At 72.5% G+C, this 21,486-nt stretch carries 23 protein-coding genes; 12 read left to right on the plus strand and 11 right to left on the minus strand.

The window, feature by feature from the left end; translation table 11 throughout:
- Nucleotides 1–20: 20 nt before the first annotated feature.
- The 3 genes from mmpB to ACIRS4_RS19530 form a co-directional block, all read right to left on the minus strand.
- A complete protein-coding gene (gene mmpB, locus ACIRS4_RS19520; protein ID WP_278044759.1) occupies nucleotides 21–149 on the minus strand; it encodes a morphogenic membrane protein MmpB in 129 nt (42 codons plus the stop codon).
- Nucleotides 150–258: 109 nt separating this feature from the next.
- Nucleotides 259–468: an acyl-CoA carboxylase epsilon subunit gene (locus ACIRS4_RS19525; protein WP_404197207.1), complete on the minus strand. Its 210-nt coding sequence runs from the start codon at nucleotides 466–468 to the stop codon at nucleotides 259–261.
- 9 nt (nucleotides 469–477) lie between these two features.
- Nucleotides 478–2,097 carry an acyl-CoA carboxylase subunit beta gene (locus ACIRS4_RS19530; RefSeq protein ID WP_404197210.1) on the minus strand — a complete coding sequence of 540 codons (1,620 nt, stop codon included), beginning with the start codon at nucleotides 2,095–2,097 and terminating at the stop codon, nucleotides 478–480.
- Between the two features lie 110 nt (nucleotides 2,098–2,207).
- On the opposite strand from ACIRS4_RS19530, the gene ACIRS4_RS19535 reads away from it, so the two are divergent.
- Both ACIRS4_RS19535 and ACIRS4_RS19540 read left to right on the plus strand, forming a co-directional pair.
- The gene (locus ACIRS4_RS19535) at nucleotides 2,208–3,068 is read left to right on the plus strand and encodes a biotin--[acetyl-CoA-carboxylase] ligase (RefSeq protein WP_404197213.1); all 861 of its coding nucleotides are present in this window, start codon (nucleotides 2,208–2,210) and stop codon (nucleotides 3,066–3,068) included.
- Nucleotides 3,069–3,308: 240 nt separating this feature from the next.
- Nucleotides 3,309–4,475, plus strand: a complete 1,167-nt coding sequence (locus ACIRS4_RS19540) for an adenylate/guanylate cyclase domain-containing protein (protein ID WP_404197215.1) — start codon at nucleotides 3,309–3,311, stop codon at nucleotides 4,473–4,475.
- Nucleotides 4,476–4,481: 6 nt separating this feature from the next.
- On the opposite strand, the gene ACIRS4_RS19545 is transcribed toward ACIRS4_RS19540, so the two are convergent.
- The gene (locus ACIRS4_RS19545) at nucleotides 4,482–5,204 is read right to left on the minus strand and encodes a hypothetical protein (RefSeq protein ID WP_404197217.1); all 723 of its coding nucleotides are present in this window, start codon (nucleotides 5,202–5,204) and stop codon (nucleotides 4,482–4,484) included.
- Between the two features lie 232 nt (nucleotides 5,205–5,436).
- Between ACIRS4_RS19545 and ACIRS4_RS19550 the strand changes: the two genes are divergently transcribed.
- From ACIRS4_RS19550 to hutH, 3 genes are all read left to right on the plus strand, one after another.
- Nucleotides 5,437–6,237: an enoyl-CoA hydratase/isomerase family protein gene (locus ACIRS4_RS19550; protein ID WP_404197220.1), complete on the plus strand. Its 801-nt coding sequence runs from the start codon at nucleotides 5,437–5,439 to the stop codon at nucleotides 6,235–6,237.
- Between the two features lie 54 nt (nucleotides 6,238–6,291).
- Nucleotides 6,292–7,434, plus strand: a complete 1,143-nt coding sequence (locus ACIRS4_RS19555) for a diguanylate cyclase domain-containing protein (RefSeq protein WP_404197223.1) — start codon at nucleotides 6,292–6,294, stop codon at nucleotides 7,432–7,434.
- Nucleotides 7,435–7,522: 88 nt separating this feature from the next.
- Nucleotides 7,523–9,061, plus strand: a complete 1,539-nt coding sequence (hutH, locus tag ACIRS4_RS19560) for a histidine ammonia-lyase (RefSeq protein ID WP_404197475.1) — start codon at nucleotides 7,523–7,525, stop codon at nucleotides 9,059–9,061.
- Nucleotides 9,062–9,127: 66 nt separating this feature from the next.
- Here the strand turns inward: hutH and ACIRS4_RS19565 are convergent, their stop codons facing one another.
- Together ACIRS4_RS19565 and ACIRS4_RS19570 are read right to left on the minus strand one after the other, a co-directional pair.
- Entirely contained in the window at nucleotides 9,128–9,922 is a 795-nt protein-coding gene (locus ACIRS4_RS19565; protein ID WP_404197226.1) for a hypothetical protein, read from the minus strand.
- Between the two features lie 53 nt (nucleotides 9,923–9,975).
- Nucleotides 9,976–10,362 carry an LPXTG cell wall anchor domain-containing protein gene (locus ACIRS4_RS19570; RefSeq protein ID WP_404197229.1) on the minus strand — a complete coding sequence of 129 codons (387 nt, stop codon included), beginning with the start codon at nucleotides 10,360–10,362 and terminating at the stop codon, nucleotides 9,976–9,978.
- Nucleotides 10,363–10,472: 110 nt separating this feature from the next.
- On the opposite strand from ACIRS4_RS19570, the gene ACIRS4_RS19575 reads away from it, so the two are divergent.
- From ACIRS4_RS19575 to ACIRS4_RS19585, 3 genes are all read left to right on the plus strand, one after another.
- Nucleotides 10,473–10,838, plus strand: a complete 366-nt coding sequence (locus ACIRS4_RS19575; protein WP_404197231.1) for a hypothetical protein — start codon at nucleotides 10,473–10,475, stop codon at nucleotides 10,836–10,838.
- 251 nt (nucleotides 10,839–11,089) lie between these two features.
- Nucleotides 11,090–12,352 carry an Ig-like domain-containing protein gene (locus ACIRS4_RS19580; protein WP_404197234.1) on the plus strand — a complete coding sequence of 421 codons (1,263 nt, stop codon included), beginning with the start codon at nucleotides 11,090–11,092 and terminating at the stop codon, nucleotides 12,350–12,352.
- Nucleotides 12,353–12,529: 177 nt separating this feature from the next.
- A complete protein-coding gene (locus tag ACIRS4_RS19585; RefSeq protein WP_404197237.1) occupies nucleotides 12,530–13,315 on the plus strand; it encodes a group II truncated hemoglobin in 786 nt (261 codons plus the stop codon).
- Nucleotides 13,316–13,367: 52 nt separating this feature from the next.
- Here the strand turns inward: ACIRS4_RS19585 and ACIRS4_RS19590 are convergent, their stop codons facing one another.
- Nucleotides 13,368–14,276: a helix-turn-helix domain-containing protein gene (locus ACIRS4_RS19590; protein ID WP_404197240.1), complete on the minus strand. Its 909-nt coding sequence runs from the start codon at nucleotides 14,274–14,276 to the stop codon at nucleotides 13,368–13,370.
- 192 nt (nucleotides 14,277–14,468) lie between these two features.
- Here ACIRS4_RS19590 and ACIRS4_RS19595 point away from each other — a divergent pair, with 192 nt between their 5' ends.
- A complete protein-coding gene (locus tag ACIRS4_RS19595) occupies nucleotides 14,469–15,512 on the plus strand; it encodes an NAD(P)-dependent alcohol dehydrogenase (protein WP_404197243.1) in 1,044 nt (347 codons plus the stop codon).
- 146 nt (nucleotides 15,513–15,658) lie between these two features.
- Nucleotides 15,659–16,171 (plus strand): peptide-methionine (S)-S-oxide reductase MsrA, encoded by a 513-nt coding sequence (gene msrA / locus ACIRS4_RS19600; RefSeq protein ID WP_404197246.1) that lies wholly within the window; start codon nucleotides 15,659–15,661, stop codon nucleotides 16,169–16,171.
- A gap of 69 nt (nucleotides 16,172–16,240) precedes the next feature.
- On the opposite strand, the gene ACIRS4_RS19605 is transcribed toward msrA, so the two are convergent.
- Nucleotides 16,241–17,359, minus strand: a complete 1,119-nt coding sequence (locus ACIRS4_RS19605; protein ID WP_404197249.1) for a hypothetical protein — start codon at nucleotides 17,357–17,359, stop codon at nucleotides 16,241–16,243.
- 84 nt (nucleotides 17,360–17,443) lie between these two features.
- Here ACIRS4_RS19605 and ACIRS4_RS19610 point away from each other — a divergent pair, with 84 nt between their 5' ends.
- On the plus strand, nucleotides 17,444–18,598 hold the full coding sequence (locus ACIRS4_RS19610) for a cystathionine gamma-synthase (RefSeq protein ID WP_404197252.1): 1,155 nt from the start codon (nucleotides 17,444–17,446) through the stop codon (nucleotides 18,596–18,598).
- Between the two features lie 10 nt (nucleotides 18,599–18,608).
- Here ACIRS4_RS19610 and ACIRS4_RS19615 read toward each other — a convergent pair whose 3' ends face one another.
- From ACIRS4_RS19615 to ACIRS4_RS19625, 3 genes are all read right to left on the minus strand, one after another.
- Nucleotides 18,609–18,857 carry a hypothetical protein gene (locus tag ACIRS4_RS19615; RefSeq protein WP_404197254.1) on the minus strand — a complete coding sequence of 83 codons (249 nt, stop codon included), beginning with the start codon at nucleotides 18,855–18,857 and terminating at the stop codon, nucleotides 18,609–18,611.
- Nucleotides 18,858–18,903: 46 nt separating this feature from the next.
- The gene (locus ACIRS4_RS19620) at nucleotides 18,904–19,404 is read right to left on the minus strand and encodes a sigma factor-like helix-turn-helix DNA-binding protein (protein WP_404197257.1); all 501 of its coding nucleotides are present in this window, start codon (nucleotides 19,402–19,404) and stop codon (nucleotides 18,904–18,906) included.
- Nucleotides 19,405–19,560: 156 nt separating this feature from the next.
- A complete protein-coding gene (locus ACIRS4_RS19625) occupies nucleotides 19,561–20,061 on the minus strand; it encodes a MarR family winged helix-turn-helix transcriptional regulator (protein WP_404197478.1) in 501 nt (166 codons plus the stop codon).
- A 170-nt stretch (nucleotides 20,062–20,231) separates the two neighbouring features.
- Here ACIRS4_RS19625 and ilvA point away from each other — a divergent pair, with 170 nt between their 5' ends.
- Complete coding sequence (ilvA, locus tag ACIRS4_RS19630; protein WP_404197260.1) at nucleotides 20,232–21,461, plus strand: threonine ammonia-lyase; 1,230 nt, start codon at nucleotides 20,232–20,234, stop codon at nucleotides 21,459–21,461.
- Nucleotides 21,462–21,486: the final 25 nt, after the last annotated feature.

Here is a 21,486-nt window from a genome sequence, read left to right on the forward strand (position 1 = left end):
CTCGGCGCGGTCCGGCCGCTTCACCCGAGGGCCAGCACCAGCAGCGCCACCAGCATGGCCACCGCGAGGAAGAGACCGAGCCGTCTCAGCGTCTCCTGCATGGCGCGGAGTTCGTCGGGCGGCTCGTTCTTCGGGTCGGACCACAGCATTCCACCAGCGTGCGGCCTGGCCGGGGCCGGTGCCTGAGTACGGGTACTCAAAAACATGCCCCGGGTTGTCCCTCTGTGCGCGGTTCCCCGCGCTCCTGAAGATCTGCTCTCAGCTCGGCCAGTAGGTGCGGGACCAGGACGACCGTCCCGGTTGCGGGACCCGGCGGGCCGCTATCCGGGACGGGTCGGACCATGCGTCCTTGGGGGCGAGGTCCGCGCCGGACGGCTGGGCCGCCGCCGCCGCGGCGCGGGCGCGGACCACCGCCAGGGCGGCGGCCAGCTCCTCCGGGGTCGGATTGCCTCGAACGACCTTGATCACAGCGGCTCCTTACAGGGGGATGTTGCCGTGCTTCTTCGGAGGCAGGGATTCCCGCTTGGTACGCAGTTGACGCAGACCGCGCACGACGTGCCGGCGGGTGTCCGACGGCATGATCACCGCGTCGACGTAACCGCGTTCGGCCGCGACGTAGGGGTTGAGCAGGGCGTCCTCGTACTCCTGGATCAGCCGGGCCCGCGTGGCGTCGCCGTCCCCCGCGGCCTCCGCCTCGGCGATGGTGCGGCGGTGCAGGATGTTGACCGCGCCCTGCGCGCCCATCACGGCGATCTGGGCGGTCGGCCAGGCCAGGTTGAGGTCGGCGCCGAGGTGCTTGGAGCCCATGACGTCGTACGCCCCGCCGAAGGCCTTGCGGGTGATGACGGTGATCAGCGGGACGGTCGCCTCCGCGTACGCGTAGATCAGCTTGGCGCCGCGGCGGATGATGCCGTCGTGCTCCTGGTCGACGCCCGGCAGGAAGCCCGGCACGTCGACGAAGGTGATCACCGGGATGTTGAAGGCGTCGCAGGTGCGCACGAAACGCGCGGCCTTCTCGCTGGCCTTGATGTCCAGGCAACCCGCGAACTGCATCGGCTGGTTGGCGACGATGCCGACCGGGTGGCCCTCCACCCGCCCGAAGCCGGTGAGGATGTTCGGCGCGAACAGCGGCTGCGTCTCGAAGAACTCGGCGTCGTCCAGGACGTGTTCGATCACCGTGTGCATGTCGTACGGCTGGTTGGCGCTGTCCGGGACCAGCGAATCGAGCTCCAGGTCCTCGTCGTTGACGGAGAGGTCCGCCTCCTCCGGGAACGCCGGGGCCTCGCTGAGGTTGTTCGACGGCAGGTACGACAGGAGCTGCTTGACGTACTCGACGGCGTCCTTCTCGTCGCCCGCCATGTGATGGGCCACGCCCGACGTGGAGTTGTGGGTCCGGGCGCCGCCCAGCTCCTCGAAGCCGACGTCCTCGCCGGTGACCGTCTTGATGACGTCCGGCCCGGTGATGAACATGTGCGAGGTCTGGTCGACCATCACCGTGAAGTCGGTGATCGCCGGCGAGTACACCGCGCCGCCCGCGCACGGCCCGACGACCAGGCTGATCTGCGGGATGACGCCGCTCGCATGGGTGTTGCGGCGGAAGATCTCGCCGTACGCGCCGAGCGAGGCCACGCCCTCCTGGATGCGGGCGCCGCCGGAGTCGTTGATGCCGATGACCGGGCAGCCGGTCTTCAGCGCGAAGTCCATGACCTTGACGATCTTCTGGCCGTAGACCTCGCCGAGGGCGCCGCCGAAGACGGTGAAGTCCTGGGAGAACACGGCCACCGGGCGGCCGTCGACGGTGCCGTAACCGGTGACGACGCCGTCCCCGTAGGGGCGGTTCTGATCCAGCCCGAAGTTGGTGGAGCGGTGCCGGGCGAACTCGTCCAGCTCGATGAAGGACCCCTCGTCCAGGAGGAGTTCGATGCGCTCACGGGCCGTCAGCTTGCCCTTGGCGTGCTGCTTCTCGACGGCGCGCTCGGAGCCGGCGTGCGTCGCCTCCTGGACGCGGCGCTGCAGGTCAGCGAGCTTGCCCGCGGTCGTGTGGATGTCGATCCCCGGGTTCCCGTGGATCTCTTGGCGCTCTTCCGGCTCGGACATCGGGATGCGGCTCCCTGCCTGCTCAAAAGGGGGGACGGTTACTCATCCGTAGAGTAGTGCTGGGTCAACCGATCGGCAGTGCGGCGTTTCACACACCTAGGGTGGCTTGCATGACGCCGCGAGATGCAGCAGACGCCAGCCGCTGGTCCGACCTCGACCGCCCGCCGCTCAACGCCGCCGCGCTGCGGTGCGGGCTCGTCCGGGAGGGCGGGCTGTGGACCGCGGTGGAGGTGGTGCCGCGCACCGGCTCCACCAACTCCGACCTCGTCGCGCTCGCGGCCGCCGGGAAGGCGGGCGAGGGGAGCGTGCTCGTCGCCGAGGAGCAGACCGCGGGCCGCGGCCGCCTGGACCGCCAGTGGTCCGCGCCGCCCCGATCGGGCCTGTTCTTCTCCGTTCTGCTGCGCCCGGCCGGGATCCCGGTCGGCCGCTGGGGCTGGCTGCCCCTGCTGACGGGCGTCGCGGTCGCCACCGGACTGTCCCGCGCGGCCGGCGTGGACACGGCACTCAAGTGGCCGAACGACCTGCTGGTGACCGTCGGCGGCGAGGAGCGCAAGGCCGGCGGCATCCTCGCCGAGCGCGCCGGCGAGGACGGCGTCGTCGTAGGCGTGGGGATCAACGTCACGCTCCGGGCCGGCGAACTGCCCGTGCCGCAGGCGGGCTCCCTGGTCCTCGCCGACGCGGTGACCACCGACCGCGACCCCCTGCTGCGGTCCGTGCTGCGCACCCTGGAGGACTGGTACACCCGCTGGCGCGCCGCCGACGGCGACCCGGCCGTCAGCGGCCTCCAGGAGGCGTACGCGGCGGGCTGCGCCACGCTGGGCCGCACGGTCCGGGCGGAACTCCCCGGCGACCGCGCGATCACCGGCGAGGCGACGGCGATCGACGGCGACGGCAGGCTGGTGATCACCACACAGGCAGGCGCCCGCGAACCGGTGGGGGCAGGAGACATCGTCCACCTGAGGCCGGTGTGAGAGGGGGCCGCGAACGCCCCGTGCGGCTCCGCCGTGTGGGCGCGACCGGCCACAGGGTGACTGCACCCACGAGAGACCCCCGCCCCAGTGGCCGAACAAGGACCACACCGACCCCGTACACAGTGGAAAGGCACCTCGACTCAAGGACCGGCGGAACCCGACGGAGTGAGCTGGCGCACACCTGCCGTAGAGTTGAGGCCGGTCGATACCTGACCGCGGTAGATCGGAAGGGCAGCACGCGTGACCGTCGACGACACGGGCTCCGGCGAGGGCGAGGGCGTGGACGGCCGGGTTGACCCTCCTCCACTCTCGGCCTCGTCCGAGCGGGGGGATCCCCTGGCCCCCGAGCCGGGCGACGACCCGCTCGCCCTGCGCCTGGAACAGCTCATCCTGGGCGCCGAGCGCCGCTACACCCCGTTCCAGGCGGCCCGCAGCGCAGGCGTCTCCATGGAGCTGGCGTCCCGTTTCTGGCGGGCGATGGGCTTCGCCGACATAGGGCAGGCCAAGGCGCTCACCGAGGCCGACGTCCTGGCCCTGCGACGCCTCGCCGGTCTCGTGGAGGCGGGCCTGCTGAGCGAGGCCATGGCGGTGCAGGTCGCGCGGTCCACTGGCCAGACCACCGCACGTCTGGCGGAGTGGCAGATCGACTCCTTCCTGGAGGGGCTCACCGAGCCGCCCGAGCCGGGGATGACCCGCACCGAGGTCACGTATCCCATCGTCGAGCTGCTCCTGCCCGAGCTGGAGGAGTTCCTCGTCTACGTCTGGCGCCGCCAGCTCGCCGCCTCGGCGGGCCGGGTCGTGCAGGCCGCCGACGACGAGGAGATGGTCGACCGGCGGCTCGCCGTCGGCTTCGCCGACCTCGTCGGGTTCACGCGGCTGACGCGGCGCATGGAGGAGGAGGAGCTCGGCGAGCTCGTCGAGGCCTTCGAGACGACCGCCGCCGACCTGGTGGCCGCTCGCGGCGGCCGGCTCATCAAGACCCTCGGCGACGAGGTCCTGTACGCCGCCGACGACGCGGGCACCGCCGCCGACATCGCGTTGCTGCTGGTGGAGACCATGAGCAACGACGAGACGATGCCCGAGCTGCGGGTCGGCATGGCGTTCGGCACGGTGACCACCCGGATGGGCGATGTGTTCGGGACGACCGTCAACCTGGCCTCGCGGCTGACGTCGATAGCGCCGCGGGACGCCGTCCTCGTCGACAGCGCCTTCGCCGAGGAGCTGATCCGCACCGGTGACGCGCCCGCCTCCGAGGCGCAGGCGGCCGAGGAGGCGGCGGCCGCCGAGAAGGAGGGCGAGGAGCCGCCCGTGTACCGGTTCGCCCTCCAGCCGATGTGGCAGCGGCCGGTGCGAGGGCTCGGCGTGGTCGAGCCCTGGCTGCTCACCCGGCGCGCCGGCGGCGAGTGAACCCGGCTACCGCTTCGGTGCGAGGAGCGGGTCCACACAGAGGCCGATGACCGGTACGCACAGCCCGGGTCGGTCCGGCCGCTGCGTCACGGGGGCCGCCGTGCCGGGTTCGGGCGCGGGTGTGGACGGCTCAGGGCCGGCTGTCGACCGGGGCGGGGTGGATCGGGAAGGCGTCTCCGGCGACCCCGGCGTCTGCGGGGCGCGTTCCGCTGCGGGCCCGGTGGGTCCGGGGCGCCTCGGGGCCGCCGTCGCGGGCGCGGAGGAGGCGCCGCGGCTGCGGGCAGGGACCACCGGGGCGGCGGAGCCGGTGGCGGCGGGGCTCGCGCCGGGGGCCGGGGCCGCGGACGGTCCGCCGCCCATGGGCGCGGGCGCCGTCGGATGCGCGGCGGGGGTGGACGGGGCCGCCGTCGGCGGGGCGTCCGTCGACTCCGCGGTGGGCTCCATGCGCGGGTCGGCCTCCGCCGTGCCGATGCCGGGCACGGACGCGTCGGGCGTCAGCCGTACGAGGCTCAGCGCGCCGGCCGCGAGAGCGAGACCGCCGGCGGCGAGCAGCACCTTGCGGGGCCGGGGGCGGCGGTGCCGGCCGCGGGCCCGCGGGAGCCAGAGGCGGACGTGTTCGGCCGGCTCCGCCATGTGCTCCGCTGTCCCGGTCCCGGTCCCGGTCGCCGTCCGCTGTTCGTACGGTCTTCCGTACGTTCCGGTGTGCGTCTTCACCGGTGTCGTCGCCATCGCGTTGCCTCCCCCGTCTGTGCGCCCCCGATGCGCCGTGGCGGACGCACGTTATGCGCTCCCGTGGGCGGTGTGGGGAGAGTCGGGCGGGATGTCACCCGAACGGGTAAGCGGCGGTCGGCGGGAGCGGGTGACGGGCGGTGGCGGACGCGGCCGGCCCTTTCCCCGGCGGGGCGCGGCTGCGATGATCGGGCGAGCTGGAGTTGTTAACCCGCGTTAACCGGAGGGTGTCATGAGCGAGGAACGGTTCGGGGAGTTCGTGCTGGTGCGGCGGCACGAGGACGGGCATGTCGCGGAGCTGGCCCTCGACCGGCCGAAGGCCATGAACGCCGTGTCGAGCGAGATGGCCCGGTCCATCGGCGCGGCCTGTGCGGCGCTGGGCGAGGACCGGGACGTACGGGTGGTCGTGGTGACCTCGACGCACGAGCGGGCCTTCTGCGTGGGGGCCGACCTGAAGGAGCGGAACTCGCTGACCGACGCGGAGCTGGTACGGCAGCGGCCGGTGGCGCGGGGCGCGTACACCGGGGTGCTGGAACTGCCGGTGCCGACGGTGGCGGCGGTCCACGGGTTCGCGCTGGGAGGCGGGTTCGAGCTGGCGTTGGCGTGCGACGTGATCGTGGCCGACCGTACGGCCGTGGTGGGGCTGCCGGAGGTGTCGGTCGGGGTGATCCCGGGAGGCGGAGGCACGCAGTTGCTGCCCCGGCGGGTGGGAGCGGCCCGGGCGGCCGAGCTGATCTTCACCGCGCGGCGGGTGGAGGCGGCGGAGGCGAGTGAGCTCGGGCTCGTGGACGTGCTGGTGGAGGCGGGTCGCGACCGGGAGGAGGCGTTGGCCCTGGCGGCCCGGATGGGGGCGAACTCGCCGGTGGGGCTGCGGGCGGCCAAGCGGGCGCTGCGGCTGGGGCAGGGGCTGGACCTGCGCGCGGGGCTGGAGGTCGAGGACGCGGCGTGGCGCGCGGTGGCGTTCTCGGGGGACCGGGCGGAGGGGGTGGCGGCGTTCAACGAGAAGCGGGCGCCGCGCTGGCCGGGGGAGTGAGCGGCCACCGGGCTGGGCGCGGCGTTTGGCGGGGAATGTCCCTAGCCTGGGGTGATGGGTGATGACGGACGGCTCGCGGCTGTGGTGGCGCTCGCGCAGGGGATGGCCGCCGCGCGGTCGCCCAGGCAGTCGTGGCGGGCGGCGGCGCTCGGGGCGTGCCGGGCGCTGTCCGGCGGTTTCGCCGCCCTGTCGGTGTGGGAGCGGGACCTCGGACGGCTGCGCGTCCTCGTGAACGTCGGGGAGCTGGCCCCGGACGAGGAGGAGTTCCCGGAGGGCGAGGCCTACCCGGTGCACCAGTTCCCCGAGATCACCGAGTTCCTGCACGAACGCTGGGTGTCCGGCGGCGAGCCCAACGCCTGGGTGGAGACGGCCGAGGGCGCCGCCGCCGGCCGGCCCGGGTACTGCCACCAGCGGGTGGCCGCCCTGCGCCGACGGGGCCGGGGCTCCTGCGTCGTCGCGCCGATCGTGCAGCACGGCCTCGCCTGGGGCGAGCTGTACGTGGCCCGCCCGGCCGGAGCCCCCGCCTTCGAGCGCGCGGACGCCGACTTCGCCACTGTCCTGGCCGCCGTGGTCGCCGCCGGGATCGCGCAGACCGAGCGGCTGGAGGAGGCCCGCCGGCTCGCCTTCACCGACGCCCTCACCGGCCTGGCCAACCGCCGCGCGGTCGACGTACGGCTGGAGGAGGCCGTCGAGCGGCACCGGACCGGCGGGGACGTCGTCAGCCTCGCGGTCTGCGATATCAACGGGCTCAAACGGGTCAACGACAGCCTCGGGCACGCCGTCGGCGACCGCCTGCTGGAACGGTTCGGCTCGGTGCTGTCGCTGTGCGGGGCGATGCTGCCCGGGGCGATCGCCGCGCGGCTCGGCGGGGACGAGTTCTGTCTGCTGGCGGTCGGCCCGTCCGCCGACGACATGGTGAAGGTCGCCGGAGAACTGTGCCGGCGGGCCGCCGAGCTGGAGCTGGGGGAGGGCGTGGCCTGCGGCGTCGCCTCCACCGGCGACCCGATCGGACCCGTGCGCTCCGCCCGCCGCCTCTTCCGGCTCGCGGACGCCGCCCAGTACCGGGCGAAGGCCGTACGGGCCTCCCGCCCGGTCGTCGCGGGCCGGGAGGGGCCCGACGACCCCGTCGTACGCCTCGCCGACGAGCCGCCGCGCGGGCCGGCCGCCGAACGCCGCAGCTTCCGCGGCCGGCCGTGACGCCGGCCATGACGCGGCCGGTCGCAAGGAGCGCGACGACCGCCTGGTGACATCCTCGTCTTCACTGCGTACGCTCCTGAATATGGATATGCATACTGTGGTGGTGGGGACGTCCGGCGTCACCGCGTCCGACGTGCTCGCCGTGGCGCGAGGCGGCGCGCGGATCGAGCTGTCCGAGGAGGCGGTCGCCGCCCTCGCCGCGGCGCGCGGGATCGTGGACGCGCTGGCGGCCAAGCCCGAGCCCGTCTACGGCGTCTCCACCGGTTTCGGCGCCCTCGCCACCCGGCACATCAGCCAGGAGCTGCGCGCACAGCTCCAGCGCAACATCGTCCGCTCGCACGCCGCCGGCATGGGGCCGCGCGTGGAGCGCGAGGTGGTGCGGGCCCTGATGTTCCTGCGGCTCAAGACCGTCTGCTCCGGGCACACCGGCGTACGGCCCGAGGTCGCGCAGACCATGGCCGACCTGCTGAACGCCGGCGTCACCCCCGTCGTCCACGAGTACGGCTCCCTCGGCTGCTCCGGCGACCTCGCACCGCTCTCGCACTGCGCCCTGACCCTCATGGGCGAGGGGGACGCCGAGGACGCGGACGGCGTCGTCCGCCCGGCCGGCGAACTCCTCGCCGCGCACGGCATCGCCCCCGTCGAGCTGCGAGAAAAGGAGGGGCTCGCCCTCCTCAACGGCACCGACGGCATGCTCGGCATGCTGATCATGGCCCTGGACGACCTGGACACCCTCTACAAGTCCGCCGACGTCACCGCCGCGCTCAGCCTGGAGGCACTGCTCGGCACCGACAAGGTCCTCGCGCCCGAGCTGCACGCCATCCGCCCCCACCCGGGCCAGGGCGCCAGCGCCGCCAACATGCTAGCCGTGCTGAAGGGTTCGGAGCTCACCGGGCACCACCAGGACGACGCGCCCCGCGTCCAGGATGCCTACTCGGTGCGCTGCGCGCCCCAGGTCGCCGGCGCCGGACGCGACACCATGGCGCACGCCCGCCTGGTCGCCGAGCGGGAACTCGCCTCGGCCGTCGACAACCCCGTCGTGCTCCCGGACGGGCGCGTGGAGTCCAACGGCAACTTCCACGGCGCGCCCGTGGCCTACGTCCTCGACTTCCTCGCCATCGCCGCCGCCGACCTCGCCTCCATCGCCGAGCGCCGCACCGACCGGCTGCTGGACAAGAACCGCAGCCACGGCCTGCCGCCGTTCCTCGCCGACGACGCCGGCGTCGACTCCGGGCTGATGATCGCCCAGTACACGCAGGCCGCACTGGTCAGCGAGATGAAGCGGCTCGCCGTGCCGGCGTCCGCCGACTCCATCCCGTCCTCCGCGATGCAGGAGGACCACGTCTCCATGGGCTGGTCGGCCGCCCGCAAGCTGCGCACGGCCGTCGACGACCTCGCGCGCGTCATCGCCGTCGAGCTCTACGCCGCCACCCGCGCCGTCGAACTGCGCGAGGGGCTCACCCCCGCGCCCGCCACGCGGGCGGTCGTCGAGGCGGTGCGCGCGGCGGGCGTCCAGGGCCCGGGCCCGGACCGGTTCCTCGCCCCCGACCTCGCGGCGGCGGACGCGTTCGTGCGCGACGGGCGGCTCGTCGCGGCGGTGGAGACGGTCACGGGGCCGCTGCGGTAGCCGGCGGAAACGGCGCGGGGCCCTGCCGGGTGTGTCTGCCGGCAGGGCCCCGATGCGTGAAGGGGGCTACTTGAGCTTGGCGACCTGCGCCTGGACGACCGGGGCCGGGACCTTGGACTCCCCGCCCTTCGACATCGCGCCGAAGTTGATCGCGTAGAACGTGGCGACGACGCCGCCCTTGCGCGCCACCTCCACGTTGAACTTGGCCGTGCCCTCTCCGTCCATGTCGGCCACGGCGGTGAACGCCGTGGACTCGTCGGCGGTGGCGGACGCCTTCCCCGCGGTGACCTTGGTGATCTTCTGCGTCTCGCCGTCGGAGGTGATGCCGAAGCCGCCGGAGCAGGCGGCGACGCCGTCGGAGACCGCCTTGAACGCCTTCTGTGCGCCGTCGCCGTCGTAGGAGGAGAGGCCCACGAAGGTCGTGGCCATGTCGAACGCGTCCTCGAGGCTGCTGAGAGAGTCCTTCGAGGCGGAGGGGCTCGCCGCCTTGTCCTCGGCCACCGTGTTGCTCGCGCCGGCGTTCGTCTCACCCGGCGGCAGGGCGGCCATGGCGTAGGCGAGGGGTGCGCACTCCGCCTTGTCGACCTTCACGACGGCCTTGGACTTCGGCAGGGTGGCGTCCCCCGAGTCCACCTTGTAGCCCTTGATCTCGCCCTGCGCGAGCAGGAGCTTCTCCAACTCGGCCGCGGCCAGGCCCTTCTCGGCCGGTGCCGACGACGCGGGAGTGCTCGCGGCGGTCCCCGCGGCCCCCTTCGCGTCGTCCTTCTTCGAACCGTCGTCAGAACAGCCCGTGATGAGGGCGAGCGACAGCGCGCCCGCCACGGTCACGGCGCACAGCCGCGCCCCCGATGATCTCTTCATGGGCGGACTATGAGCGTTGAGTCATGTAAGCGTCAAGTCGATCCAAAAGCGACTCAGAAGCCGAGCCGCTCCCGCCGCACCGAGTACGCCACGAAAGCCGCCCCCAGGGCGAGCAGGGCGGTCCCGCCGACCACGTAGGGCGTGGTGTCGAAGCTGCCGGTGTCGGCGAGGCGGGCCCCGTCGGCGGTCGTGGCGACGCCCGATGAGGCGCCGGTGGCGTCGGCGGTGCCGGCGGTGGTGTCGGACGCGGTGGAGGCGTGGGACGCCGTGGACGCGTGGGACGTCGCCGAGACGGCCCGCGCCTGCGTGGTGACGTGTGTCGTCACTGCCGTTCTCGCCTGGTCGTCCGGTGTCGCGTTGGCGTTCGGGACGAACCACAGGGCACCCAACAGGGTCCCCGCGGCGGTGGCGGTCAGCAACGGACGGCGAGCGGATGACACGGAATATCGATCCCCTTGTGGCGCTGGCGAATTGGCCGTGTGGGCCGATGCTAATGAAAGGCGCGGGTCGCGGGAAAGTTGCGGGAGGGCGGAGCCGTACGCTCCGGTGCATGAACACAGAAGAGACGTCACGATATGTCCGGCTTCGCGTGGAACTCGTGCTGGAAATCGACGATGCGGACGCGGTGACCGAGGCCGCACTGCGACGCGTCGCCGAGGATCCCGAGATGCCGGAGAGCGAGCGCACGCACGCCGAGAGCACCGTGCGGGAGGACACCGCAGAGGCCCTCGCCTACCTCGTCGATCCCTTCGACCTGGTCGGCGACGTGCCGGGAGTGGAACTCCAACAGGCCTCCTGGTCCAGCGAACCCGTCGCCCACGACCCCGACGCGCCCGACTGGGACCTCGACGACGAGTTCGACGGCGACGGTGAGGGCGACGCCGGCGATGACGGCGACGATTCGCGCATCGGCTGAGCGTCTTGGGAAACTCGTGGCCCCGGGCGGCAACCGCCGCCCGGGGTTTCGTCGTCTCAAGGGACGCGCTGGCCGACATCCGCACCACGGATCCCGGCGGACCTTCCGCCGTGAGGCGGTCCGCACCGCCCGTGAACGTGGTGTGGCCCACACATTCCGCGGAAGTGGAACGGGGAGAACCGGTCGTAGCGTTGAAGCCCTTGACGAGGACTCTCGACGGGGACTCACGGGGTTTACGGGAATCGGCAACGATGGAGAAGCGTGTGATGACGAACAGTAGGCGGCGCAGGGGTCTGGCGACCGCGTCCGCACTGCTCGGCGGTGTTCTGGTGCTCTCTGCGTGTTCGAGCGGCGACAGCAGCGCCTCGGACGACAAGGGCAGTTCCTCACAGGCGAAAGCCGACGAGGCGGCGGCCGAGAAGGCATCCGAGGCCCAGATCAAGATCACGCCTGCGGACGGTTCCAACAACGCCTCCATCAACAAGTCGGCGGCCGTCACGGTGAGCAAGGGCACGCTCACCACGGTGACGATGACCGCCGCCGACGGCACCGCCGTGAAGGGCGAGTTGTCCGCCGACAAGACCAGCTGGAAGCCGAGCGGACAGCTCGAGCGGTCCACCACCTACAAGCTCGCGGCGACCGCGAAGGACTCCGACGGCCGCGAGGCCCACGAGAACGCCTCCTTCACCACGGTCTCCCCGGCCAACAGCTTCATAGCCAACTTCACGCCCGAGGACGGCTCCACCGTCGGCGTGGGCATGCCGGTGTCGATCAACTTCAACAAGGAGATCACCGACAAGGCCGCCGTCCAGAAGGGCATCACGGTCAACTCCACCGGGGGCCAGGAGATCGCCTGCCACTGGTTCAGCACCACCCGCATGGACTGCCGGCCGGACGAGTACTGGAAGGAGAACTCCACCGTCACGCTGAAGCTCGCGCTCGACGGCGTCCAGGGCGCCAAGGGCGTCTACGGCGTCCAGCAGAAGACGGTCACCTTCAAGATCGGCCGCAACCAGGTCACCTACGTCGACGCGAAGACCAAGCAGATGAAGGTCACGCGGAACGGCAAGACCGTGCGCACCATCCCGATCTCCGCCGGCTCGCCCGAGAACAAGACGTACGAGGGCCAGATGGTGATCTCCGAGAAGTTCAAGGAGACCCGGATGAACGGCGCGTCGGTCGGCTTCACCGACGACGACGGCAAGGGCGAGTACGACATCAAGGACGTGCCGCACGCCATGCGCCTGACCACCTCCGGCACCTTCGTGCACGGCAACTACTGGGGCGCGAAGTCCATCTTCGGCTCGGTGAACACCAGCCACGGCTGCGTCGGCCTCTCCGACGCCAAGGGCGCCAACGACAGCGGCACGCCCGGCGCGTGGTTCTACAACAACTCCATGGTCGGCGACGTCGTGGTCGTCCAGAACACCGGCGACAAGACGGTGTCCCCGGACAACGGCCTCAACGGCTGGAACATGGACTGGGCCCAGTGGAAGGCGGGTTCGGCCGCCTGAGCCGCCCGCGCTGAGCCACGCCTCCCCGATGCCGTCCCCTTCCCGGGGGCGGCATCGGCGTCTGTGCGGCCGCCTCCGCAGCCCCCCGAGCGCTCCGCCCGCCGCGTTCGCTGAGCGCTGAGCGAACGCCCCGCCGGAAGACGAGCCTCCAGCGGCCGTTCGTGCTTGCGTAGGCCCATGACGGCAGCAGAGACAGCCAGCAAGGTCATCGAGTACATCCGGTACCGCATTCCCGAGGAACGCTCCGCCGACTTCCTCGCCGCCTATCACCGCGCCGCCCCCCTCCTCGCGGCCTCCCCCCACTGCGTCGACTACGAACTCGCGCGCTGCGAGGAGGACTTCGCCCACTTCGTGCTGCGCATCACCTGGACGTCCACGGCGGACCACCTCGAAGGCTTCCGCACCTCGGACCTGTTCCCCGCCTTCCTCGCCGAGATCCGTCCGTACGTCGGGCACATCGAGGAGATGCGGCACTACAAGCCCACCTCGGTGCGCGGCCGGGGCTCCGCCGAACCCACCCTGTACGCGTGGGCGGGCGGCGCGGAGGCCTTCACCCGCCTGACGGAGGCCTTCTACGCCAAGGTGCTCGACGACGACCTCCTCGCCCCCGTCTTCGCGGGCCTGGCCCCCGAGCACGCCGAGCACGTCGCCCTCTGGCTGGCGGAGGTCTTCGGCGGCCCGCAGACCTACTCCGCGACGCAGGGCGGCCACAGCCACATGGTCGCCAAGCACTTCGGCCGGGACATCACCGAGCCCCAGCGGCGCCGCTGGGTGAACCTGATCCAGGACGCGGCGGACGAGGCGGGCCTCCCCACGGACGCGGAGTTCCGCTCGGCGTTCCTGGCGTACGTCGAGTGGGGCACGCGCCTGGCCGTGCACTTCTCGGGGCCGGACGCCAAACCGCCGGCCGAGCAGCCGGTGCCGAAGTGGGGCTGGGGCGCGGCCCCGCCGTACCAGGGCTGACGTCTGAGCCCGGGACCCCGCCGGCGCGGGGCGCCTCGCTCCGGGCGGCCCCTCAGGCCCCGGTCCCGGCCCGCGGAGCAGCCGCGTCAGCGCCCCAGCTGGCCAGCAGCCGCAGCGCGTCCGCCGAGGGCGACCCGGGCTCCGCGTGATACGTCACCAGCGACTGCTCCCCGTCCCCCATCAGCCGGAATCCCTCGAAGTTCAGGGACAGTTCGCCCACCAGTGGATGCCGGAGCCGCTTCACGCCGAACGTCTTGTCCTTGACGTCGTGGGTCGCCCACAGCCGCCGGAAGTCCTCGCTCTTCACCGACAACTCGCCCACCAGCGCCGACAGTCGGGGATCGTCCGGGTGGCAGCCGGCGTCCATGCGCAACGCGCACACGATGTCGATCGCCTTCTGCTCCCAGTCGACGAACAGCTCCTGGTAGGCGGGCCGCAGGAACACCAGCCGGGCCCAGTTCCGCTCCCCGGCCGGGAGTTCGCCCCAGTCGCCGAAGACGGCCGCCGCCATCCGGTTCCACGCGAGGATCTCCGCGCGCCGGCCCACGACATACGCGGGCACCCCGTCCATCTGGTCCAGCAACTGCCACAGCGAGGCCCGCACCTGCTGGCTGCGCGCCGTCGGCTTCTTCTTGTGCTGCTTGGGCTTGGCGAGATGCGTGAGGTGGGCGTGCTCGGCGTCGGACAGCCGCAGCGCGCGGGCGATGGAGCCCAGCACCTCCGCGGACACGTTCCGCCCGTTGCCCTGCTCCAGCCGCGTGTAGTACGCCACCGACACCCCGGCCAGCTGCGCCAGCTCCTCGCGCCGCAGCCCCGGCACCCGGCGGCGCCCGAAGTCGGGCAGCCCGACGTCCTCGGGCTTCAGCCGGGCGCGCCGGGTGCGCAGGAACTCGCTGAGCTCGGCCCGCCGGTCCAGACGCCCGCCGGACCCCTGTACGGCGGCTTCGCTCTGTTCGTCCATACCGCCAGTATTCCTGGTCGTACGCCCCCGATCCTGACCCCGCCAGTGGTACGCACACCGAACGTAGGCACAGGTGAGGCCTGGGTGAGCCGCGCGTCTTCGGGCAGGCTGGTGCCTCGGAACCGAACACCGTGCCCGGCCGAACGACAGGCCGGACGCCGCACACCGAACCACTGCTAGGAGATCCACGGCATGACCACCGTCGCCGCCTACGCGGCCCCCTCCGCCAAGGCTCCGCTGGAGCGCACGACGATCGAGCGCCGCGAGGTCGGCGAGTTCGACGTCCTGATCGACATCAAGTTCGCCGGCATCTGCCACTCCGACATCCACCAGGCCCGGGAGGGCTGGGGCGAGGCCGTCTTCCCGATGGTCCCCGGCCATGAGATAGCCGGCGTGGTCAGCGAGGTCGGCGCCGGTGTGACGAAGTTCGCCGTCGGCGACCGGGTGGGCGTGGGCTGCATGGTCGACTCCTGCCGCGAGTGCGAGAACTGCAAGGCCGGCCTGGAGCAGTACTGCACCGGCGGCGGCATGGTCGGCACGTACAACTCCGTCGGCAAGGACGGCGAGCCCACCTACGGCGGCTACTCGCAGAAGATCGTCGTCGACGAGAACTACGTCGTCCGCGTCCCCGACGGCCTCGCGCTCGACGTGGCCGCCCCGCTGCTCTGCGCCGGCATCACCACGTACTCGCCGCTGAAGCACTGGAACGCCGGCCCCGGCAAGAAGGTCGCCGTCCTCGGCATGGGCGGCCTCGGCCACATGGGCGTCAAGATCGCGCACGCGCTCGGCGCCGAGGTGACGGTGCTCTCCCAGTCGCTGCGCAAGCAGGACGACGGACTGCGGCTCGGCGCCGACCACTACTACGCCACCAGCGACCCGGAGACCTTCAAGAAGCTGGCCGGCACCTTCGACGTCATCCTCTCCACCGTCTCCGCCCCGCTGAACCTGGACGCCTACCTGTCCCTGCTGCGGACGGACGGCGCCTTCGTGAACGTCGGCGCCCCCGAGGAGCCCGTCGCGCTCAACCTGTTCTCGGTGATCGGCGGCCGCAAGACCCTCGCCGGCTCGGGCATCGGCGGCATCCAGGAGACCCAGGAGATGCTCGACTTCTGCGCCGCGCACGGCTTCGGCGCGGAGATCGAGCTGATCAGCGCCTCCGAGATCAACGAGGCCTACGAGCGCGTCCTCGCCAGCGACGTCCGCTACCGCTTCGTCATCGACGCGGCCACGATCTGATCCGGCCCCACCCGCGAACCGCACCGAGCCCCGGCCCCGCGCCGGGGCTCGGCGCGTGAGCCGGGACCACGGAATCGTCGGGGGGCCGCGTGTGTTGTCCAGGGTGGGCCCGGAGGACCGGGCTGACAGACGTGGGAGGAGCCGTGATGGCTGTGCAGACGCAGAGGGCCGTGCTTGCGGGCGGATGCTTCTGGGGCATGGAGGAACTGATCCGCCGGCTCCCGGGGGTGACGGCCACCCGGGTCGGCTACACCGGGGGCGACGTGCCGAACGCGACGTACCGCGACCACGGCACGCACGCGGAGGCCATCGAGATCCTCTACGACCCGGAGAAGACCGACTACCGCGCCCTCCTGGAGTTCTTCTTCCAGATCCACGACCCGAGCACGAAGAACCGCCAGGGCAACGACATCGGCCTCAGCTACCGCTCGGCGATCTACTACGTCGACGACGAGCAGAAGCGGATCGCCGAGGACACCATCGCGGACGTCGACGCCTCCGGACTGTGGCCCGGCAAGGTCGTCACCGAGGTGGAGCCGGTCGGCCCCTTCTGGGAGGCCGAACCCGAGCACCAGGACTACCTCCAGCGCTACCCCGACGGCTACACCTGCCACTTCCCCCGCCCGGGATGGCGGCTCCCCGCCCGCACGGAAGGCTGACCCCCAGGGCCGGACCGCCAGGTTTGACCCCGGGCGCGACGACCGCGAGGCCGCCCGGCCGGCGCCCGCTCAGTGCGGCAGCGACGCCGGGCTGCCGCCGTTCGCCTCGAAGCCCGCCACCGCCAGGGCCCGGTACACGGCGAACTCCGCCGCCGGGTCCGCGGACAGCGTCCACGGCAGCGCGCCCACATGACCGTCGACGTGTATCAGCTGGTTCATGGCCTCCGACCAGCGCTCCGAACGCACCAGGAAGAACACCAGGAGATGGCGCACATGAGCCGCCATCGGGTCGTCGGGGCGGGCCGACTGGACGGCGAACAGCGCGCCGTGGACCGCCTTGCGCACCACCTCGCTCCGGTAGAAGCCGCTCACCAGGTTCACCTCGGGCAGGTGCTCGAACACCGCGAACAGGGGCATCGCGGCGAGCAGCGAACCCCCGGGCGCGCGGGCCGCGGCCGCCTCCGCGAAGGACGTCGCCTCCTCGCGCGAACCGTGCCACTTCTCGCACCAGTAGTGCAGAGCCGCCAGATGCGCCCCCATGTGCGCGGGCGCGCGGTCCAGGATCTTCAGCCAGAGCCGCTCGAACTCCGGCTGCGAGTAGTCCAGCCCCCGCGCCACGGACAGCTCGACGATGTACGGGATCGGGTCGCCGGGGGCCAGCAACGTCGCCTGACCACAGGCGTCCTGGGCCTCCTCCATGATGATCCGGAAGTCGTCCGTGCCCGGCGTCGACGTCCGCCACGCCTGCTGCACCAGGAACTCGGCGTGCACCGCCGCGCCGCCCGCGTCCTTGGGCTCCTCGGTCCGCCACACCCGCAGCCACTGCCCGCCCGGGGTCTCGGAGACGCCGCCCGGCCGCTGCTGCAGCTCCAGCGCCGCGGCCCCCGCGAAGGCCTGCACACGCTGCCAGCGCCGCTCGCCCTCCGTCTCGGTCCCCGCCAGCAACTGCTGCGCCGCCCGGTAGTCCTGCGTGCGCTGCACCACGGCCAGGACGTCCAGCAGGTCCTGGTCGGGGCCGGGCATGCGGATGTCGAGCTCCTCCTCGCGGACGAAGCCGTAGTTCGCCGGATCCGCGGCGTCGGGGTGGCCCGCCGGGACCTGCTCGATCGTGCCCCGCCGGCGCCGCAGGAACGGGAGCAGGACGAAGCTGAGCATGACCAGCGCCACCAGGACCCAGAGAATCTCCATGTCTCAAGGGTTCCAGAAGCCGCTGACAATTGGCCAACCCGGTCGGGTCGAGCCCGCCGCTTCGGCGCATTACCCTCGGGACCCATGAGCGACAGGCACATCAGTCAGCATTTCGAGACCCTCGCGATCCACGCGGGCAACACCGCCGATCCCCTGACCGGCGCGGTCGTCCCGCCGATCTACCAGGTCTCGACCTACAAGCAGGACGGCGTCGGCGGTCTGCGCGGCGGCTACGAGTACAGCCGCAGCGCCAATCCGACCAGGACCGCCCTCGAGGAGAACCTCGCCGCCCTGGAGGGCGGCGTCCGGGGTCTCGCGTTCGCTTCCGGACTGGCGGCCGAGGACTGCCTGTTGCGTACGCTGCTGCGGCCCGGCGACCACGTGGTCATCCCCAACGACGCCTACGGCGGCACGTTCAGGCTGTTCGCGAAGGTCGTCTCCCGGTGGGGCGTGGAGTGGTCGGTGGCCGACACCAGCGACCCGGCCGCCGTACGCGCCGCGATCACCCCGAAGACGAAGGCCGTGTGGGTGGAGACCCCCTCCAACCCGCTGCTCGGCATCACCGACATCGCCGCCCTCGCGCAGATCGCGCGGGACGCGGGCGCGCGGCTCGTCGTCGACAACACCTTCGCCACCCCCTACCTCCAGCAGCCGCTGGCGCTCGGCGCGGACGTCGTCGTGCACTCGCTGACCAAGTACATGGGCGGCCACTCCGACGTCGTGGGCGGCGCGCTGATCGTGGGCGACCGGGAGCTCGGCGAGGAACTGGCCTTCCACCAGAACGCGATGGGCGCGGTCGCCGGGCCCTTCGACTCCTGGCTGGTGCTGCGCGGCACGAAGACGCTGTCGGTGCGCATGGACCGGCACAGCGAGAACGCCACCAAGATCGCCGACATGCTGACCCGGCACGCGCGCGTGACGCGCGTCCTCTACCCGGGGCTGCCGGACCACCCCGGCCACGAGGTCGCCGCCAAGCAGATGCGGGCCTTCGGCGGCATGGTGTCGTTCCAGGTCGAGGGCGGCGAGGAGGCGGCCGTCGAGGTCTGCAACCGCGCCAAGGTGTTCACGCTCGGCGAGTCCCTCGGCGGCGTGGAGTCCCTGATCGAGCACCCCGGGCGCATGACGCACGCGTCCGCGGCCGGCTCGGCCCTCGAGGTCCCGGCCGACCTCGTGCGCCTCTCCGTGGGCATCGAGAACGTCGACGACCTCCTGGACGACCTCCAGCAGGCCCTCGGCTGAGGCCTGAGACTCACCAGTTCGTCAGGGGTGGGGTCGTCTCCGACGGCGGCTCCACCCAGGGCTGGACCGTCACCGCCCAGACGGTGAACGCCACGGCCACGGCCAGCAGCGTCAGCCACAGCAGCCTCCGGGCGAGCGCGCGGCGACGCAGCAGGCGGTCGCCGCGGCGTACGACGTCCTCGTGGAGCTCCGGGGGCACGCGCGGCGCCGTCCGCTCCATGATCCGCCGTACGGCGGCCTCCCGTTCCGGCCGGTTCACGGGAGCCTCCACGGGCCAGGTGCCGGGGCGTCCGCGTCCTGCGTCCTCACGGCGTCGCCGTCCTCGCCGCCGCCCCGGCCGCCGCCGGGTTCGCGGCGGGCGGGCGCGGGGGGTGCAGCAGGGTCGCCGTCGCCCGGTCGCACAGGGCGTGGACGCGCTCCGCCGGGAGGCCGAGGAGGGCCGCGACCTGTTCCTCCCCGACGCCCTCGTACAGCCGCAGCACCAGGATCAGGCGCTCCTGGGGCGTGAGCGCGGCCAGCGCTCCGGTGGGGCGGGGGCCGCCGTGGCGGTGCCAGGCGCCGCGGGCGAAGCGGGTGGCCAGGTACTGGCGGGCTCGGTCGTACGGGTCCTCGCCGCGCAGCCGGTCCCAGCACGCGTACGTGTGCGCGAGGGCCAGTGTCAGCAGGCGCCGCGCGCGCGGGTTGTCGTCCGGCGCCTCCGCCGTGAGCAGGGTGGCGGTGTGCAGCAGCCGTCCGCCCGCGCCGGCGACGAACGCCTGGAACTGCCTGGCCCGGCGGGCCGCCTGCGCCTCATGACGTGCTCTCACCGCGCCCTCCCGCCCGTCGGCGACCCCCTGGAACGGACCCCGGCGGTGTGCGGACGGGGACCCGGTCTCATATAGGGCCAGGGGCGGGGTTTCGGTCAAGAGCCACGCACGCGCGGGATCCTCGCCCCAGCACCTCCGGACGCCTTGGGGGCAGGCTCAGGAAGCGGGCGCCGGCTCCGCGCCGGGGAGCCCCTGGGCGGCCATCCGCGCGGACAGCGCGCCGTTGAAGCGCGTCAGGAGCATGCAGAAGGACTCGCGCTCCTCCGGCTCCCAGTCCTGGGTCAGTTCCGCCATCAACCTGCGTCTGGACGAGCGCACTTCCTCGAGGCGCGACATCCCGCGCGGGGACAGCTGCAGTACCACGGCCCGGCCGTCCTCCGGGTGCGAGGTCCGCTTGACCAGCCCCGTGTCGACGAGGGGAGCCACCTGCCGGGTGACGGTCGAGGAGTCGATGCCCATGCTCGCGGCGAGCGCCTTGACGCCCATCGGACCCTCGTTGTCGAGACGGTTCAGCAGCAGGTACGCGGCGCGGTCCATGGAGTTGCGCACCTGCCCGACGCCGCCGAGCCGGGTCTGTTCGGCACGGCGCGCGAACACCGCTACCTCGTGCTGCAGCGTGTCGAGGAGACCGGTGTCACCGACGGTCGTCATGTCCATCGACATTTCAGGTGTTGTGGGCATGGCCGGGGGCTCGCTTCATGAAAAGGGGTGCTGGGTTGGGGGACAGGGTACGCGGCTGGAAGGCAGGCCGTACCGGCGCTGAGGAAACCGGTCTCGGTGGTTGGTCACAGCGGTTGTTCCCGCTTGTGAACTGCGATGCTGGAGTCATGAGCTACGGCACGGCTGACTCCTCGCGGCCCGTCACCCTCGACGACGTGCGCGGCGCGCAGAAGATGCTCACGGGCGTGGCGCGGACGACCGCGATGGAGGGCAGCCGGCACCTGTCCCAGCTCGTCGGGGCGCCGGTGCACCTGAAGTGCGAGAACCTCCAGCGGACGGGGTCGTTCAAGCTGCGCGGCGCGTACGTGCGCATAGCCGGTCTGCTGCCGGAGGAGCGGGCCGCCGGGGTGGTCGCCGCGAGCGCCGGCAACCACGCGCAGGGCGTGGCCCTGGCGTCGTCGCTGCTGGGCGTGCGGTCGACGGTGTTCATGCCGCAGGGCGCCCCGCTGCCGAAGGTCAGCGCGACGCGGGAGTACGGCGCCGAGGTGCGGCTGCACGGCCAGGTCGTCGACGAGACGCTGGCGGCGGCGCAGGAGTACGCGGACGAGACCGGCGCGGTGTTCATCCACCCCTTCGACCACGCGGACGTCATCGCCGGGCAGGGCACGGTCGGCCTGGAGATCCTGGAGCAGTGCCCGCAGGTGCGCACGATCGTCGTCGGGATCGGCGGCGGGGGGCTGGCGGCGGGCATCGCGGTCGCGGTGAAGGCGCTGCGGCCGGACGTGCGGCTGGTGGGCGTGCAGGCGGAGGGTGCGGCGGCGTATCCGCCCTCACTGGCGGCCGGGCGTCCGGTGTCGCTGAGCAACCCGGCGACGATGGCCGACGGCATCAAGGTGGGACGCCCCGGCGACGTGCCGTTCGGGATCGTCGGCGATCTCGTCGACGAGGTGCGCACGGTCTCGGAGGGCGAGCTGTCCACGGCGCTCCTGCTCTGTCTGGAGCGGGCCAAGCTGGTCGTCGAGCCGGCCGGGGCGAGCCCGGTCGCGGCGCTGCTGAGCGAGCCCGGCGCGTTCGAGGGCCCGGTCGTCGCGGTGCTGTCCGGGGGCAACGTCGACCCGGTGCTGATGCAGCGCGTCCTGCGCCACGGCATGGCCGCGCAGGGCCGCTACCTGGCCGTTCGTCTGCGTCTGACGGACCGGCCGGGGGCGCTGGCCACACTTCTGGGGGCGTTGTCAGTGGTGGACGCTAACGTCCTGGACGTGAGCCATGTGCGAACCGATCCCCGGCTCGGGCTCTCGGAGGCGGAGGTCGAGCTGCATCTGGAGACGAAGGGGCCGGTGCACTGCGTCGAGGTCGGTCAGGCTTTGCGCGAAGCGGGCTACACGGTCATCGACTGACCGGTCGCCGACGAGTTGATCACCG

This window comes from Streptomyces sp. NPDC101166, assembly GCF_044768125.1.
Taxonomy (GTDB): Bacteria; Actinomycetota; Actinomycetes; order Streptomycetales; family Streptomycetaceae; genus Streptomyces.